Origin of the sequence: Delftia tsuruhatensis (assembly GCF_903815225.1) — a bacterium.
In the GTDB taxonomy this organism is placed as follows: domain Bacteria; phylum Pseudomonadota; class Gammaproteobacteria; order Burkholderiales; family Burkholderiaceae_C; genus Comamonas; species Comamonas tsuruhatensis_A.
Window position 1 is genome coordinate 421458 of the sequence record NZ_LR813084.1, and the last position, 14503, is coordinate 435960.

Below are 14503 nucleotides of genomic sequence, written 5' to 3' on the forward strand. Positions count from 1 at the left end.
AGGTGGCCGCTTCAATGCCCCATGCGCCCGATGAACGCCGCAATGCGCTCGCTGGCCGGCTTGCCGAAGAACTCGGCGGGAGGGGCCTCGTGGGCGATGCAGCCCTGGTCGAAGAACATCACGCGGTCGGCGACCTCGCGGGCAAAGCCCATTTCGTGGGTGACCACGATCATGGTCATGCCTGCGCGCGCCAGCTCGCGCATCACGTCCAGCACTTCCTGGACCATCTCGGGGTCCAGTGCGCTGGTGGGCTCGTCGAACAGCATCACCTGGGGCTCCATGGCCAGGGCGCGGGCGATGGCCACGCGCTGCTGCTGGCCGCCCGACAGTTGCCATGGGTACTTGTGGGCATGCGCCTGCATGCCCACGCGCTCCAGCAGGGCCATGGCCTTGGCATTGGCCTGGGCGCGCGGTGTCCTGTGGATGCGGCGCGGCGCCAGGGTCACGTTGTCCAGCACCGTCATGTGGCCGAACAGGTTGAACTGCTGGAACACCATGCCGACCTCGCAGCGCTGCTTTTGCAGCGTGGCCTCGTGGTCGGTGACCTCGACGCCATCGATGGTGATGCGCCCACCGTCATGGGGCTCCAGGCGGTTGATGGCGCGCAGCAGCGTGGACTTGCCCGAGCCCGAGGCACCGATGATCACCGTCACCTCGCCCGTGCAGAACTGCGTGGAGACGCCCTTGAGCACCTGGTGGCTGCCGAAGGACTTGGTGACCTTGTCGGCCACGATGTAGGGCATGCCCCGTGCCAGCTTGTCGGCGCTCATTTGTGGCGGCCCTCCACGTCGAAGCGGTACTCCACGGCGGCCGTGACCTGGGTCACGAGCGTGGTCAGCACCAGATAGGTCACGCCCACGGTGACCAGGGTCTCCACGGGCTGGAAGGTGGCCGACTGGATGCGGTTGCCCACATTGGTCAGCTCCACCACGCCGATGGCATAGGCCAGCGAGGAGTCCTTGAGCAGGGCCACGAAGTTGCTGACCAGCGGGGGCAGCGAGATCTTGAAGGCCTGGGGAAAGACCACGTCCAGGAAGACGCGGCTCCTGGGCAGGCCCAGGGCACGGGCGGCCTCGGCCTGGCCGCGCGGCACGGCCTGCAGGCCGGCGCGCACGGCCTCGGCGTTGTAGGCGCCCACGTTCAGCGCCAGTGCGATGCAGGCGGCTGCGAAGTCGGGCAGATTCAGGCCCGGGATCAGCACCGGCAGCGCGAAATAGATGAACAGGATCTGTACCAGCAGCGGCGTTCCGCGGATCGCCCAGACGTAGAAGCCCGCGGCCCAGCGCAGCGCGGCCATGCGGGAGGTGCGCGCCAGCGCGGCGGCCACGCCCAGCACCAGGCCGGCGGCGCCGCTGGCCAGCGTCAGGTACAGCGTGGTGCGCGCACCCTCGGCGAAGGTATCGGCATTGGAGCCTATGGGCTCGGGCAGCAGGGACAGCAGCTGCCCCAGCAGCGAGACCACGAGCACCATCAGCAGCAGGGCCGTGACCAGGGTGGCGTTGCTGCGCTGCGAGCGGCTCCAGTGGGCGGGCCAGAGGACGGTAAGCATAGGCGGGCTAGAAACAGAAAGGCGCCCTGCAAGTGGGCGCCGGTCGGGCAGAGATGCCCGGGGCCTCAGTCAGGGCAGCGGATGTCTTCGTGGAAGTACTTCTGCGACAGCTTGGCGTAGCTGCCATCTGCCAGCGCCTCCTTGAAGGCCTTGTTCCAGGCGTCGGCCAGCGATTTGTTGTCCTTGGCCACGGCGGCGGCGATGCGCTCGATGAACAGCAGCTCGCCCTGCTTGAGCTGGGCGTTGGGGTTCTTTTGCTGCAGTTCCTTGGCGATGAAGCGTTCTGTCACCCAGGCATCCACGCGCTTGGACAGCAGTGCGTTGCGTGCGGCCTCGTTGGTAGGAAAGTTCACCAGGCGCTTGACACCGGGCACGTTCTTCTCGACGTACGCCAGATAGGTGGTGCCGGTCTGGGCCGACACCGTCTTGCCAGCCAGGTCCCTGGCGGAGCGGATGGCCGGGTCCAGCGATATCACGATGCCGCCAGAGCAATAGTGGGGCATGGTGAAGGTCACGGCCTTCTCACGCTCGGGCGTGATGCCGTGCGAGGAAATCACCAGGTCCCAGCGGTCCTGCTGCAGGCCGGTGAGCAGGGCATCGAAGCTGATGGTCTTCCACTCGTACTTCACGCCCATCTTGCCCGCCAGCATCTGGGCCAGCTCGACCTCGAAGCCGGTCAGCTGCTTGCCCTCGAAATGGGCGAACGGCGCGTAGTAGCCTTCGGTGGCCAGGCGCAGCGTGCCCTCCTTCTGGATGGCGTCGAAGGGGCGGGCCTGAACGCCAACGGCGGTCCACAGGGCCAGCGCAGCGGCGGCGATGACGGTAAAGCGTTTCATGGAACTCCTGGGCTGTCGCTCAAGACCTGACCCTGGCGCCGCAGCATTGGAGATGCCGAGGCACGGATCGGTGCACGGCCATGGACGGCGGAGCCGGCCGCGCGGCTGGTCGGGTGTAGCCGCTGGCAGGGGTGCAACATGCACTTGCCGCCGCAGCTCAAGGCGAAAAGTCCGCAATTATAGAAGCTTGCCGTCGCCAACGCCGATGGCAGGGGTTGCTTGCGCAGAAGGGCCCGCGTGTTCAGGCGAGGAAGGCGTCGTAGCCGGTCTTGAGGATCAGCAGGCTCACCACGCAGATGAAGATGCCGCGCACGAAGCCCGTGCCATGGCGCAGGGCCATGTGCGTGCCCAGCATCGCGCCCAGGATGTTGGCTACCGCCATGGGCAGGGCCAGGTGCCACCAGATGTGGCCCTTGAGCGCGAACAGCGCCAGCGCGGCGAGGTTGGTGGCCAGGTTCAGCAGCTTGGCCGAAGCAGAGGCGTTCAGGAAGTCGTAGCCCATCAGGCGCACGAACAGGAACACGAAGAAGCTGCCCGTGCCGGGGCCGAAGAATCCGTCGTAGAAACCTATGGCCAGGCCGATGGCGCAGGCGATCAGGGTTTCCGCCCGGCCTGAATAGCGCGGCGCATGGGTGCGGCCCATGTCCTTGCGCGCCAGCGTATAGGCCAGCACGCCCAGCAGCACCAGCGGCAGCAGTTGCCGAAGGAAGTCCGGGGAGATCTGCGTGACCGCCCAGGCGCCGAGGAACGAACCTGCCATGCCCACGCAGGCCGCCGGCATCATGGCGCGCCAGGGCAGTTGCACCTTGCGGCCGTACTGCCAGGTGGACATGGCCGTGCCCCAGACCGAGGCGCTTTTGTTGGTGCCCAGCAGCGTGGCGGGGGGAGCCGAGGGGAAGGTGGCGAACAGCGCGGGCAGCAGGATGAGGCCTCCGCCGCCGACGATGGCGTCCACGAAGCCGGCCAGCATCGAGGCCAGCGAGACGATGATCCATTCCATAGGGCCGCGATTGTCGCACCGCAGACGCCCTGCCGCCGGCCATGCCAAGGCATAAAAAAAAGCGCCGGACTGGCCGGCGCTTCGGGAAATGCATCTTGGGATGCTATTTATGAATGTTGATCTGGTTGTGTACGAGTTGTCTCCTCGGCCCCTCTTGTGCAGCACTGTGGTACCGCGAGAGTGGGTGCACTGTACTGTCCGCACCTGGGTGGTGCATCGGGGATTTCCCGCGGTTGCCATCAAAGCGCGGGATTGCACCAGCAAGGGGCCGGCCCGTTGAGCGTCGCCTGTCCGACGGATCAGGACATGCGCACCACCAGCTTGCCGAAGGCGCCACGCTCCAGATGGTCCAGTGCGCGCGGCAGGTCGGCGAGCGCGTACTCGCTGTCGATCACGGGCGCCAGCCCGAGCCAGTCCACGGCGCGCACCAGGTCCTGCAGCGCACGGCGGTGGGCCACGCCTATGCCCTGCACCGTGGCACGCCCCAGCAGCAGCGGATAGACCGAGCCACGCAGCTCGTCGCCCTGCAGGTTGCCGATCAACGACACGCGCCCGCCCTGGGCCAGGGCCGACAGCGAGCGACCGAAGCTGTCGCCCCCGGCCAGCTCCAGCACATGGTCGGCGCCGCGCCCATCCGTGATGGCGCGCACCTCGGCCGCCCAGTCGGGCGTGCGCTGGCGATGGATGCCGTGGGCCGCACCCAGCCGGGCCGCGCGCGCCAGCTTGTCGTCGCTGCCCGAGACCACGATCACGCGTGCGCCCTGGGCACGGGCGATCTGCATGGCGAACAGTGCCACGCCCCCCGTGCCTAGAACGACGACGGTATCGCCGGGCCGCGTGTGCGCGGTCTCGGCCAGCGCGAACCAGGCCGTGGCCCCGGCGCAGGTCAGGGTGCTGGCCTGTGCGAAGTCCAGCTTGCGGGGCGCGGCCACCAGGCTGTCTTCGCCGAGCACCACGTATTGCGACAGCATGCCCGGGCCCGGGAAGCCCAGCGGCAGGCTGGAGCGTGGCTGCATGCCGTCCTGCCAACCCGTGAAGAAGGTGCTGATCACGGCGTCGCCGGCCGCGAATTCGGTGGTGCCCGCGCCGGTGGCGACCACTTCGCCGGCCATGTCCGAGCCTGGCACCAGGGGCAGGGCGGGCGCCATGCCCATGCCATCGCGCAGGATCAGCAGGTCGCGGTAGTTGAGCGATGCGGCATGCACGCGCACCAGCACCTGACCCGGGCCGGGCTCGGGGATCGGTGCCTGCACCAACTGCAGGTGTTCGCGGCCGAAGGCGGGCAGTTGCCAGCGTTGCATGGAGGAAGACGACATGGAAGACAGTCCTTTCAGGGAAGAGGGTCGAAAGCCGGCCTTCAGTCTATTGATTCCTTGATAATTGCATTGATTCAATTTATTCCATGGTTTGTAGATAATATGGAGCCAATAACCCATGACCGGCTGGCGGGCGTCAGCGCTTTCGTGGCCTCCGCCGAAGCCGGCAGCTTCGCGCGCGCTGCCGAGCGTCTGGGCCTGACGCGCTCGGCCGTGGGCAAGGCCGTGGCGCGGCTGGAAGAGAGGCTGGGAACACGGCTGTTCGTGCGCACCACGCGCAGCCTGGGACTGACCGAGGATGGCCAGATGTTCTACGAGCGCTGTGCCCAGGCGCTGGAGGACCTGGATGCCGCTCAGCACATGCTGGAGGCAGGACGCAGGGAGGTCGTGGGCAGGCTGCGCATCAGCGCGCCCGTGGTCTTCGGACGCCACCATGTGGCGCCGTTGCTGCTCGACCTGGCGCGGCACCATCCCCGGCTGCGCATCGAGGCCAGCTTCACCGACCGCCAGCTGGACTTCGCCGACGACGGCATCGATCTGGCCATCCGCAGCGGCGAGTTGCCGGACAGCGACTGGCTGGTCGCGCGGCGCCTGGGCATGCAGGCCATGGTGTTGTGCGCGGCCCCCGCCTATCTGCAGGCCCGCGGCAGCCCGGATGGCCTGGCCAGCCTGGCTGCCCACCGCTGCATTGCCTACATGCGCGGCGGACGCCCCGCGCCCTGGCTGCTGGTGGGAGCGGACGGCATGCCTGGCATGCCGGTGCTGGAGCCGGCCCTGGGCTTTGACGATATCGAGACCATCGCCATGGCCGCGCTGCAGGGCGCGGGCGTGGCGCACATGCCCTTGTGGCGGGTGCGCGATGCGCTGGACAGCGGGGCGCTGGTGCGCCTGCTGCCCGAGGTCCGCTCCGCTGCCATTCCCCTGCATGTGCTGTGGCCGCGCACGCGCTTTCTGCCCTACCGGCTGCGTGTGACGATCGATGCGCTGCTGGAGACGATACCCCCCCTGCTCCAGGATCAGGGCCGGGGCAACTAGGCCATGAGCTCCACCGAGGCCCCGGCCGGTGCGACTTCGCGGTCGACGGCCCGCGCCTGCCGGTCCGCGATGATCCAGGCGGCTGCCTTCTCGGCCAGCATCAGCGTGGGGCTGTTGGTGTTGCCGCTGGTGATGCGCGGCATGGCGCCGGCATCGACCACGCGCAGGCCCTGCACGCCACGCACGCGCAGGCGGCTGTCGAGCACGGCCATGGGATCGTCCATGCGGCCCATGCGCGTCGTGCCCACGGGATGGAAGATGGTGGTGGCGATGTCGCCGGCCAGCCGTGCCAGTTCCTCGTCGCTCTGGTATTGCAGGCCGGGCTTCCATTCCTCGGGCTCGAAGCGCGCCAGCGCTTTCTGGCTGACGATGCGCCGTGTCACGCGCAGGCTGTCGGCCGCCACCTGGCGGTCCTCGGGGGTGGACAGGTAATGCGGCGCGATGGCCGGTGCCTGGTGGAAGTCGGGGCCCTGGATGCGCACCGTGCCACGGCTGGTGGGGTTGAGGTTGCAGACGCTGGCCGTGAAGGCGGGAAATCCGTGCAGCGGCTCGCCGAAGGCATCCAGGGACAGCGGCTGCACGTGGTACTGGATGTTGGGATGCGCCTGCTGCGGGCTGCTGCGCGTGAAGGCGCCCAGCTGGGAGGGGGCCATGCTCATGGGTCCGCTGCGGCGCAGCAGGTATTCCAGGCCGATGCCGGCCTTGCCCCACAGCGAATTGGCCATGGTGTTGAGCGTGCGTGCGCCCCGGACCTTGTAGACCGAGCGGATCTGCAGGTGGTCCTGCAGGTTCTCGCCCACACCGGGCAGGTCGTGGCGTACGGCAATGCCGTGGCGCTGCAGCAGCTCGCCCGGGCCGATGCCCGACAGCTGCAGGATCTGCGGCGAGTTGACCGCGCCCGCGCACAGCAGTACCTCGTGGCGTGCCTGCACGCTGACCATTTCCGTGCCGGTCCAGACCTGGACGCCGCTGCAGCGCTGGCCGCCGCCGGCAAGCGGCTCGAACAGCAAGCGGCTCACCTGGGCATGGGTCCACAGCTCGAAGTTGGGGCGGCCATAGCAGGTGGGGCGCAGGAAGGCCTTGGCGGTGTTCCAGCGCAGGCCGCCTTTCTGGTTGACCTCGAAATAGCCCACGCCCTCGTTGCTGCCGCCATTGAAATCCTCGGTGGCGGGAATGCCGGCCTGCTGAGCGGCTTGGGCAAAGGCATCCAGGATGTCCCAGCGCAGGCGCTGGCGTTCCACGCGCCACTCCGCGCTGCCCCCGGTCCCCTGGCCGCCGTGCAGGGCGCGGAAGCGCTCGTCCACGCCGCTGCCCGCATCGAGGCGCCAGTGGTTTTCATGCGCGCGAAAGGCCGGCAGCACCTGGTCCCAGCGCCAGGTGTCATCACCCGTGATTGCGGCCCAGCCGTCATAGTCGCGGGCCTGACCGCGCATGTAGATCATGCCGTTGATGCTGGAGCAGCCGCCCAGGGTCTTGCCGCGCGGGTAGCGCAGGCTGCGGCCGTTGAGGCCTTCGTCGGGTTCGGTCTGGTAGAGCCAGTCGGTGCGAGGGTTGCCGATGCAGTAGAGGTAGCCCACGGGAATGTGGATCCAGTGGTAGTCGTCCTTGCGGCCGGCCTCGATCAGCAGCACGCGGCAGTCGCGCTCGCGCGTGAGGCGGTTGGCCAGCAGGGCGCCGGCCGTGCCGGCGCCGACGATGATGTAGTCGAAGGTGGTGTTGCTCATTGGGGGCAAGGGGGGCGCCTGCGGCAGGCCGGGCGGTCCCGGATGGACCGTACTGGCGATCCATTGTGCGCATGGGCCCTTGCCTGTCGATAGGGCAAGCCTGGTGTGCTCCTGCTCTGTGAGCGGCAAAGCATGCAGGCATGAGGGTTGGCGGGTTTTTTTGATAAATATTGCAGCCTGGATCGTGCGCGACGGACCTGTGGGCGCAGGCGCCTTTTGCGGCCCCTGGGTACTCGGGTTATCCTGCGGGCTTGCCTGACTGGCCCGATGCCGGTCTCCACTGTCCGAGGATCTTCCTGCCTTGCCCGCCCTGACAAACCCTCCCCAATGCAGCCTGCGCCGTGGCGACGATGGCCAGTGGGCGCTGCCCACCGGTTCCTGGGGCGCGGCCGAGCTGGGCCGACGTCGGCAATGGCGCCGATTGCACACGCAGCTGCAGCAGGCTGCGGCCGGTGGCCTGGGCTGGGATCTCCAGGGCCTGGACTGGCTGGACCATGTGGGTGCCCAGTTGCTGTGGAACCACTGGGGCCGCCGCTGGCCCGAACGCTTCGTTGCCAGCGACGCACAGCGCGCCATGCTCGAGCGCGTGGCCCGTTTCTCCGACGTGCCGCGTCCACCGCCATCGCGCTGGAGCCTGGCCGACCGCATCGACAGCCTGGGCTGCCTGGTGATCAATGCGTGCGGCCATTTCGCCCAGATGACGCGGCTCATCGGCCAGTTGCTGATCGATGTGCTGCGCTTTGCGCGCGCCCCGCACCGCGGGCCCTGGCGCGACATCTCCGGTCATCTTTATTCCATGGGCGCCACGGCCCTGCCGATCACGGCCCTCGTGGGCTTTCTGATCGGCGTGGTGCTGGCCTACCTGATGGCGCTGCAGCTGCGCCAGTTCGGCGCCGAATCCTTCATCGTCAACATCCTGGGCATCTCGCTGATCCGCGAGCTGGGCCCGCTGCTGGCGGCCATCCTGGTGGCGGGCCGCACGGGCTCGGCCATCACGGCCCAGATCGGCGTGATGCGGGTGACCGAGGAGCTCGATGCCATGCAGGTCATGGGCATACCGCACGGCTTTCGCCTGGTGCTGCCACGTGCGCTGGCGCTGGCCGTCGCCATGCCGCTGGTCTCGCTGTGGACCACGCTGGCCGCGCTGGCCGGAGGCATGCTCGCCGCCGACCTGACCATGGGCGTGACGGGGGCTTATTTCGCACAGGCGCTGCCTGCGGCCGTGAAGATCGGCAATCTCTGGATCGCCATGGGCAAGTCCGTGGTCTTCGGCGTGCTGATCGCGCTGATCGGCTGCCACTGGGGCCTGCGCGTGGAGCCCAATACGCAGAGCCTGGGAAAGGGAACGACGGCTTCGGTGGTTTCGGCGATCACCATGGTCATCGTCGTGGACGCGATCTTCGCGATCTTGTTCAAGGATGTGGGGATATGAGGAGATCCTCCCTGAGTCGCTGCGCGCCTTCCCCCGAGGGGGGGCGATACCTTCGGCGCGGGGCACTGAGATGACGGAAATGAACGAGCACAACATGGTTGCAGCGCCTGCTGACGCCGAGCCCATCGTGCGCATCGCCGGGCTGTGGAGCGTGTTCGGCGAGGGCGATAATGCCTTTGCCGTGCACCAGGACCTGAATCTCGACGTGCGGCGTGGCGAGATGCTGTCCATCGTGGGCGGTTCGGGCACGGGCAAGACCGTGCTGCTGCGGCAGATGCTGGGGCTGCTGGCCCCCTCCAGGGGGACGGTGGAGGTCCTGGGCCGCCCTGCCAGCGAAATGGGCCGCGAGGGGGCAGCCAGCCGCGTGGGCATGCTGTTCCAGCATGGCGCGCTGTACTCGGCCTTCAGCGTGCTGGACAACGTGGCCTTTGCCCTGCGAGAGCAGGGCACCCTGCCCGACGATCTGGTGCGCGACGCGGCCCTGGTCAAGCTGCAGATGGTGGGCCTCAAGCCCGAGCATGCCACGCGCATGCCGGCGGACCTGTCCGGCGGCATGATCAAGCGCGTGGCGCTGGCGCGCGCGCTGATCATGGATCCGCCGCTGCTGCTGCTGGACGAACCCACGGCGGGCCTGGACCCCACGAGCTCCGACGAATTCTGCGACCTGCTGCGCGAGCTGCGTGCCGAGCTGGGCCTGACCGTCATCATGGTCACCCACGACCTGGACACGCTGTTCGCCCTGTCCTCGCGCGTGGCCGTGCTGGCCGAGAAGAAAGTGCTGGTCAGCGGCCCGCCGCGCGAGGTGGCCGAGTTCAAGCATCCGTTCATCGCGCATTTCTTCCAGGGCGAGCGCGGCAGGCGCGCGATGAGCACGGTATGAGAAGCCCCCCTGAGTCGCTTCGCGCCTTCCCCCCTCTCGCTGCGCGGGGGGGGACGACAGCCTCGCTGCGGGGCGGCCCTTGCTCGCTGTCCCACGTTGGGGGCTGCGCCAGTTTTGAAGGCTGTGCTCTGGTGGCGGCTGCATGCCTTGTTCGCTGGGCTAACGTTATGGATCATTGACATGGAAAACAAATCACATGCCATGGCGGCCGGCATCTTCGTGCTGGTCGTGGCGGCCCTGCTGGCGGGGCTGGCGGTCTGGCTGACGCGCGATACGCGCCAGTACAACCTCTATGAGCTGTCCACCAAGGATGGCATCAGCGGGCTGCAGGCCCAGGCGGCGGTGCGCTACAAGGGCGTGGCCGTGGGCAAGGTCACGCGCATCGGGTTCGATCCGCAGACCAATGGCAATGTGCTGATCCGTATCGCCGTCGGTGTGGACACGCCCATCACGCCGACCACGTTCGCCGTGCTGGGCTACCAGGGGGTCACGGGGCTGGCCCATGTGCAGCTCGACGATGCCGACCAGCCGCAGCCCCAGCTGCCGGCCGGTCCCAGCGGGCTGCCGCGCTTGCCGCTGCGGTCCTCGCCGCTGAGCATGCTGGCCGACCAGGGCCAGGTGTTGCTGGAGCGTGCCGACGAGATCTCCCGCCGCCTGAGCGACATGCTGGACACCGACAACCAGAAGCGTGTGAGCCAGGCGCTGGAGAACATTGCCGCTGCTGCCGCAGGCGTGCAGCAGCTCACGCAGAACATGGACCGCGCGCTGGCCAGCCAGATGCCGCAGCTCGTCACCGATGCGCGCAACACCCTTCAGTCCCTGGAGAAGGCCAGCAACGGCGCCGCTTCCGTGGCCTCCGAGCTGCAGCAGACCGTGCGCCGCGTGAACGCACAGGACGGGCCGCTGGAGCAGATCGCGCAGAGCACGCGCGCGCTGACCCGAATGGCCGATACCCTGGGCCGCACCACGGTACCCCATGCCAACCGCGCGGCCGACGATGTCTCGCGTGCGGCCCGCCAGATGGGCACGGCCGCCAGCCGCTTCAGCGACAACCCCCAGGCCGTGATCTACGGTCCGGGCCAGGCCCGCCCTGGGCCTGGCGAGCCGGGCTTTGTCGTCCCGTCCGCAGCGACCCAGCCCTGACCGAGGAATCCGCATGCCCATCTCTCGCAAGACCACCTTGGCCAGCGTCGCCCTGGCCGCAGCCCTGGCGCTGCTGACCGGCTGCTCGGCCCTGCCCCAGCCTCCGGCCCAGCCCGCACGCTATGACTTCGGCCTGGCGCCGCTTCCCGCTTCCGCACCTGTGCCTGCCGCTGCCACCGCAACCGCTGCGCCCACGCGTACACCACTGGCCCTGGCCGATGTGGAGGCCCCGGCCCTGTCCGACGGCAGCACTGCCATGCTCTATCGCCTGGCCTATGCCAACGGCCAGGAACTGCGCCCCTACCAGCATGCGCGCTGGAGCCAGCCCCCGGCCCTGTTGCTGCAACAGCGCTTGCGCAGCCAGCTGGGCCTGCAACGTCCCGTGCTCGCCAGCAGTGAAAGCGTGGCCCAGCCGCGCGCGCAGGGCGCGGTGCCGACGCTGCTGCGCGTGGACATCGAGGAGTTCAGCCAGGTCTTTGACGCGCCCGGCTCCAGCGCGGGCGTGCTGCGGCTGCGCGCCACCCTGGTCGAGCAAAGTGGTGCGGTGGACCGCCTGTTGGGGCAGAAGGTGTTCGAGGTGCGCAGTCCCGCGGTTTCGGGTGATGCCGCCGGTGGTGCCCAGGCCCTGGCCAGGGCGGCCGATGAGGCGATCGCGCAGATCGATGCTTGGCTGGGGCAGCAGGGACACTGACCCCTTCACTTCCCTTCCACCTCTTCACAAGACAGCCGGTTGGTGCAGTGCATCCTCCGGCTGTTTTTGTCGTCGCCTGACTTTCGGCTTCCAGCGTGTCCGTCAGGGGCTGTAGTCCCGATCCCACCACCCGGGCTGCCCCTGGGACGACCAGCAACGCTAGGCGCAGACTACGGCGCGGGAGCGCCAGGTTTTTTACAGTGAAACCGTCGCTGATGCAGATAGCGGCTTTGAAAAAACAAGGCCTGATTGCACGGCACGACTTCAACATCACTGAAAGGACCAAGCCATGAATGAAGACCGCATCAAGGGCAACTGGAAGCAGTTCACCGGCAAGATCCGTGAGCAATGGGGCAAGCTCACCGACGATGACCTGGACGTCATCGCCGGCAAGCGCGAACAGTTCCTGGGCAAGCTGCAGGAGCGCCAGGGCCTGGCCCGCGACGCTGCCGAAAAGCAGCTGACCGAATGGCAAAAGCGCCATCCCGACTTCCGCTTCGAAGACTGACGAGTGTGGACCCCGCGGGTGGCACGGACTCCCTGGCCGGCGCCACCACCCGCTCCCCGACAGACAGCCAGCGTGCCCGAGGGCACGCACCAATGGCCCGCCACCGCAGGCACCAAGGGCCGGTTCAGTACAAATACAAGGAGTTCCATCATGCAAGCACCGCAACGCTTTCGCCACATGCTTTCCGCTGTCGCCCTGGGCCTGATGGCCTCCGGCGCCATGGCCATGACCAATGCGGAGCACACGGCCGCCAAGAACCAGATCGAGACCGAATACAAGGCCGCCAAGGAACAGTGCAAGCCGCTGAAGGGCAACGCCAAGGACGTCTGCGAGAAGCAGGCCAAGGGCCAGGAAAACGTGGCCAAGGCCGAACTGGAGTCGCGCCGCAATCCCTCGCCCAAGAACAGTGAAAAGGCGCTCATCGCCAAGGCCGATGCCGACTACGACATCGCCAAGGAAAAGTGTGACGACCTCAAGGGCGACGCCAAGGATGTGTGCGTGAAGGATGCCAAGGCCGCCCACGTGCACGCCGTGGAAGCCGCCAAGGTGAACAAGGCCCAGGCCGAACCCGCTGCCAACCCCGCAGCCAAGGCTGCCAACGTGGCAGAAACCCGCAAGGACGCTGCCGAAGAAACCCGCGAAGCCGACTACAAGGCTGCCAAGGCCCGTTGCGACACCATGAGCGGCGCCGCCAAGGACACCTGCGTGGCGGATGCCAAGCGAAAGTTTGGACAGTAAGTAAGCTCCCCCTGAGCGGCTGACGCCGCTTCCCCCCGTTGCACGGCGCCTCTCTACCCGCTTCGCGGGGGAGGGGGACGGCAGCCTCGCTGCGGGGCGGCGCGGCCGGCTTAGGCTCTCGCTCGCCGTCCCTGATTTTGGGTAGCGCCAGTTTTTGGCCGACGCGCTCAGTTCCGATTGAAAGCCCCGCTCGCGGGGCTTTGCTGTTTTCAGGTTGGCTGATGTGGGTCAACCGGGTTGGGCGGTGCCGTTCCTAAGCTGCAGGCTTTCACGATGAAGGCAGGAGAAGCATATGGCCGTGCTGGAATGGAGCGGAGCGCTGGCATTGGAGTTGCCGGCCATGGACGAGGTGCATCAGGAGTTCGTGCTGCTGCTGGCCGAGGTGGAAGCCGCGCCGGACGCGCAGCTGTGCGCGCGCTGGGATGAGTTGATCGCGCATACGCAGGTGCATTTCGATCAGGAAGACCGCTGGATGCAGTCCACGCGCTTTTCCAGCAGCAACTGCCACAGCCTGCAGCACAAGGTGGTGCTGCAGGTGATGCGCGAGGGCGCGAACAAGGCGGCGGCCGGCGAACTGGCCGTCATCCGCAGCATGGCGGCGGAGCTGGCCTCCTGGTTCGTCCACCATGCGCAGACCATGGATGCGGCGCTGGCATTGCATCTGCGCAGCGCAGGCTTCGATCCCGCCACGGGAGCCCTTGCGCATCCCGAGGTGCTGCCCGAGCAGGTCATCACGGGTTGCGGTGGCGCCTGCGATGGCAGCGCGCAACCTGTCCGGGCCGTGCCCGCCTGAGCCGGGCTCCGCGCCCCGGCCGGGCCACCGGTCTCAGGGCGCGATGGCGCGGGAGGCGAGGATGGGGAAGATCTTCACCAGCCCGCCGGCCATCACCTCCACGGCCAGTGCAGCGAGGATCAGGCCCATGAGCCGGGTCATCACGTTGATGCCGGTCTTGCCCAGCACACGGGCGATAGGGTCGGCAAGCGAGAAGCAGACCATCACCACCGCCGCCACCACCACGCCATAGCCGACCAGGGCCAGGTGCTGCCAGATGCTGCGCGCCTGGTCGGCGTAGATCACCACGGTGGACATGGCCGCCGGCCCGGTCAACAGCGGAATCGTCAGCGGCACCACGGCGATGCTATCACCCATGGCGGCCTTCTCCGCGCCGGCGGCCAGCGTCGCGGCATTGGGCCGCTCCTCGGCCGGGCGCGCGTTGAGCATGTTCATCGCGCTGATCAGCAGCAGCAGGCCGCCGCCGACCTGAAAGCTTTGCAGCGAGATGTTGAAGAAATCCAGCACCTGCAGCCCGATGATGGCGCAGGCGGCGATGACGCAGAACGAGGCCAGCGCCGCCGTGCGTATGGTCTGCCGGCGCTGCTGGGCGCTGAAGCCCTCCGTGTAGTGGATGAAGAAGGGGACGATGGCCAGCGGGTTGATGATGGCCACCAGCGTGATCAGGGGTTTGAGGTCCATGAGGTTCTCTGAGGGTTGCCACCGGAGTCGGGAAACCTGCCGTGCTTGATGAGAACGGCTTATCGCTCCATCGAATGTCTCCTGTGAAAGAATCGCCGCACGGGCCGGCCCGCCGCCATTACAGCACTGCGGAGCCCGCCCGCCCACCGGGAAATCACAACAGGTTCTCAGACAGAA

The 14503-nt window shown here is 67.8% G+C and carries 15 protein-coding genes; 8 read left to right on the plus strand and 7 right to left on the minus strand.

Annotation, left to right across the window (positions count from 1 at the left end; all coding sequences use genetic code 11):
• Positions 1-11: 11 nt before the first annotated feature.
• From L1Z78_RS01900 to L1Z78_RS01920, 5 genes are all read right to left on the minus strand, one after another.
• On the minus strand, positions 12-770 hold the full coding sequence (locus L1Z78_RS01900; protein WP_234639896.1) for an amino acid ABC transporter ATP-binding protein: 759 nt from the start codon (positions 768-770) through the stop codon (positions 12-14).
• Positions 767-1549, minus strand: coding sequence for an amino acid ABC transporter permease (locus tag L1Z78_RS01905; RefSeq protein WP_234639897.1), 783 nt, complete (start codon positions 1547-1549; stop codon positions 767-769). Before L1Z78_RS01905 ends, L1Z78_RS01900 begins: the two co-directional genes overlap by 4 nt.
• A gap of 65 nt (positions 1550-1614) precedes the next feature.
• Positions 1615-2385: an ABC transporter substrate-binding protein gene (locus L1Z78_RS01910; protein WP_234639898.1), complete on the minus strand. Its 771-nt coding sequence runs from the start codon at positions 2383-2385 to the stop codon at positions 1615-1617.
• A gap of 241 nt (positions 2386-2626) precedes the next feature.
• Positions 2627-3385 (minus strand): sulfite exporter TauE/SafE family protein, encoded by a 759-nt coding sequence (locus L1Z78_RS01915; RefSeq protein ID WP_234639899.1) that lies wholly within the window; start codon positions 3383-3385, stop codon positions 2627-2629.
• A 299-nt stretch (positions 3386-3684) separates the two neighbouring features.
• Positions 3685-4686, minus strand: coding sequence for a zinc-dependent alcohol dehydrogenase family protein (locus L1Z78_RS01920; RefSeq protein ID WP_234642071.1), 1002 nt, complete (start codon positions 4684-4686; stop codon positions 3685-3687).
• 117 nt (positions 4687-4803) lie between these two features.
• On the opposite strand from L1Z78_RS01920, the gene L1Z78_RS01925 reads away from it, so the two are divergent.
• On the plus strand, positions 4804-5736 hold the full coding sequence (locus L1Z78_RS01925) for a LysR family transcriptional regulator (protein WP_234639900.1): 933 nt from the start codon (positions 4804-4806) through the stop codon (positions 5734-5736).
• On the opposite strand, the gene L1Z78_RS01930 is transcribed toward L1Z78_RS01925, so the two are convergent.
• The gene (locus L1Z78_RS01930) at positions 5733-7460 is read right to left on the minus strand and encodes a GMC family oxidoreductase (protein WP_234639901.1); all 1728 of its coding nucleotides are present in this window, start codon (positions 7458-7460) and stop codon (positions 5733-5735) included. The genes L1Z78_RS01925 and L1Z78_RS01930 overlap by 4 nt on opposite strands.
• A 301-nt stretch (positions 7461-7761) precedes the next feature.
• Between L1Z78_RS01930 and L1Z78_RS01935 the strand changes: the two genes are divergently transcribed.
• The 7 genes from L1Z78_RS01935 (at position 7762) to L1Z78_RS01965 (ending at position 13645) form a co-directional block, all read left to right on the plus strand.
• Positions 7762-8892, plus strand: coding sequence for an MlaE family ABC transporter permease (locus L1Z78_RS01935; protein ID WP_234639902.1), 1131 nt, complete (start codon positions 7762-7764; stop codon positions 8890-8892).
• Positions 8893-8971: 79 nt separating this feature from the next.
• Positions 8972-9772: an ABC transporter ATP-binding protein gene (locus L1Z78_RS01940; protein WP_234639903.1), complete on the plus strand. Its 801-nt coding sequence runs from the start codon at positions 8972-8974 to the stop codon at positions 9770-9772.
• Between the two features lie 180 nt (positions 9773-9952).
• The gene (locus L1Z78_RS01945; protein ID WP_234639904.1) at positions 9953-10915 is read left to right on the plus strand and encodes an MlaD family protein; all 963 of its coding nucleotides are present in this window, start codon (positions 9953-9955) and stop codon (positions 10913-10915) included.
• Between the two features lie 13 nt (positions 10916-10928).
• The gene (locus tag L1Z78_RS01950) at positions 10929-11606 is read left to right on the plus strand and encodes an ABC-type transport auxiliary lipoprotein family protein (RefSeq protein ID WP_234639905.1); all 678 of its coding nucleotides are present in this window, start codon (positions 10929-10931) and stop codon (positions 11604-11606) included.
• Positions 11607-11895: 289 nt separating this feature from the next.
• Positions 11896-12114: a CsbD family protein gene (locus L1Z78_RS01955; RefSeq protein WP_234639906.1), complete on the plus strand. Its 219-nt coding sequence runs from the start codon at positions 11896-11898 to the stop codon at positions 12112-12114.
• Between the two features lie 150 nt (positions 12115-12264).
• A complete protein-coding gene (locus L1Z78_RS01960; RefSeq protein ID WP_234639907.1) occupies positions 12265-12852 on the plus strand; it encodes a hypothetical protein in 588 nt (195 codons plus the stop codon).
• Between the two features lie 292 nt (positions 12853-13144).
• Positions 13145-13645 (plus strand): hemerythrin domain-containing protein, encoded by a 501-nt coding sequence (locus L1Z78_RS01965; protein ID WP_234639908.1) that lies wholly within the window; start codon positions 13145-13147, stop codon positions 13643-13645.
• A 33-nt stretch (positions 13646-13678) separates the two neighbouring features.
• Here the strand turns inward: L1Z78_RS01965 and L1Z78_RS01970 are convergent, their stop codons facing one another.
• On the minus strand, positions 13679-14326 hold the full coding sequence (locus tag L1Z78_RS01970) for a MarC family protein (RefSeq protein WP_234639909.1): 648 nt from the start codon (positions 14324-14326) through the stop codon (positions 13679-13681).
• Between the last annotated feature and the right edge of the window lie 177 nt (positions 14327-14503).

Coding starts and splice junctions, on each gene's coding strand:
- L1Z78_RS01945 (WP_234639904.1), top strand. CDS start 9,953: ATGGAAAACAAATCACATGCCATGGCGGCCGGCATCTTCGTGCTGGTC.
- L1Z78_RS01925 (WP_234639900.1), top strand. CDS start 4,804: ATGGAGCCAATAACCCATGACCGGCTGGCGGGCGTCAGCGCTTTCGTG.
- L1Z78_RS01970 (WP_234639909.1), bottom strand. CDS start 14,326: ATGGACCTCAAACCCCTGATCACGCTGGTGGCCATCATCAACCCGCTG.
- L1Z78_RS01950 (WP_234639905.1), top strand. CDS start 10,929: ATGCCCATCTCTCGCAAGACCACCTTGGCCAGCGTCGCCCTGGCCGCA.
- L1Z78_RS01960 (WP_234639907.1), top strand. CDS start 12,265: ATGCAAGCACCGCAACGCTTTCGCCACATGCTTTCCGCTGTCGCCCTG.
- L1Z78_RS01965 (WP_234639908.1), top strand. CDS start 13,145: ATGGCCGTGCTGGAATGGAGCGGAGCGCTGGCATTGGAGTTGCCGGCC.
- L1Z78_RS01940 (WP_234639903.1), top strand. CDS start 8,972: ATGAACGAGCACAACATGGTTGCAGCGCCTGCTGACGCCGAGCCCATC.
- L1Z78_RS01930 (WP_234639901.1), bottom strand. CDS start 7,460: ATGAGCAACACCACCTTCGACTACATCATCGTCGGCGCCGGCACGGCC.
- L1Z78_RS01910 (WP_234639898.1), bottom strand. CDS start 2,385: ATGAAACGCTTTACCGTCATCGCCGCCGCTGCGCTGGCCCTGTGGACC.
- L1Z78_RS01905 (WP_234639897.1), bottom strand. CDS start 1,549: ATGCTTACCGTCCTCTGGCCCGCCCACTGGAGCCGCTCGCAGCGCAGC.
- L1Z78_RS01955 (WP_234639906.1), top strand. CDS start 11,896: ATGAATGAAGACCGCATCAAGGGCAACTGGAAGCAGTTCACCGGCAAG.
- L1Z78_RS01920 (WP_234642071.1), bottom strand. CDS start 4,686: ATGCAACGCTGGCAACTGCCCGCCTTCGGCCGCGAACACCTGCAGTTG.
- L1Z78_RS01900 (WP_234639896.1), bottom strand. CDS start 770: ATGAGCGCCGACAAGCTGGCACGGGGCATGCCCTACATCGTGGCCGAC.
- L1Z78_RS01915 (WP_234639899.1), bottom strand. CDS start 3,385: ATGGAATGGATCATCGTCTCGCTGGCCTCGATGCTGGCCGGCTTCGTG.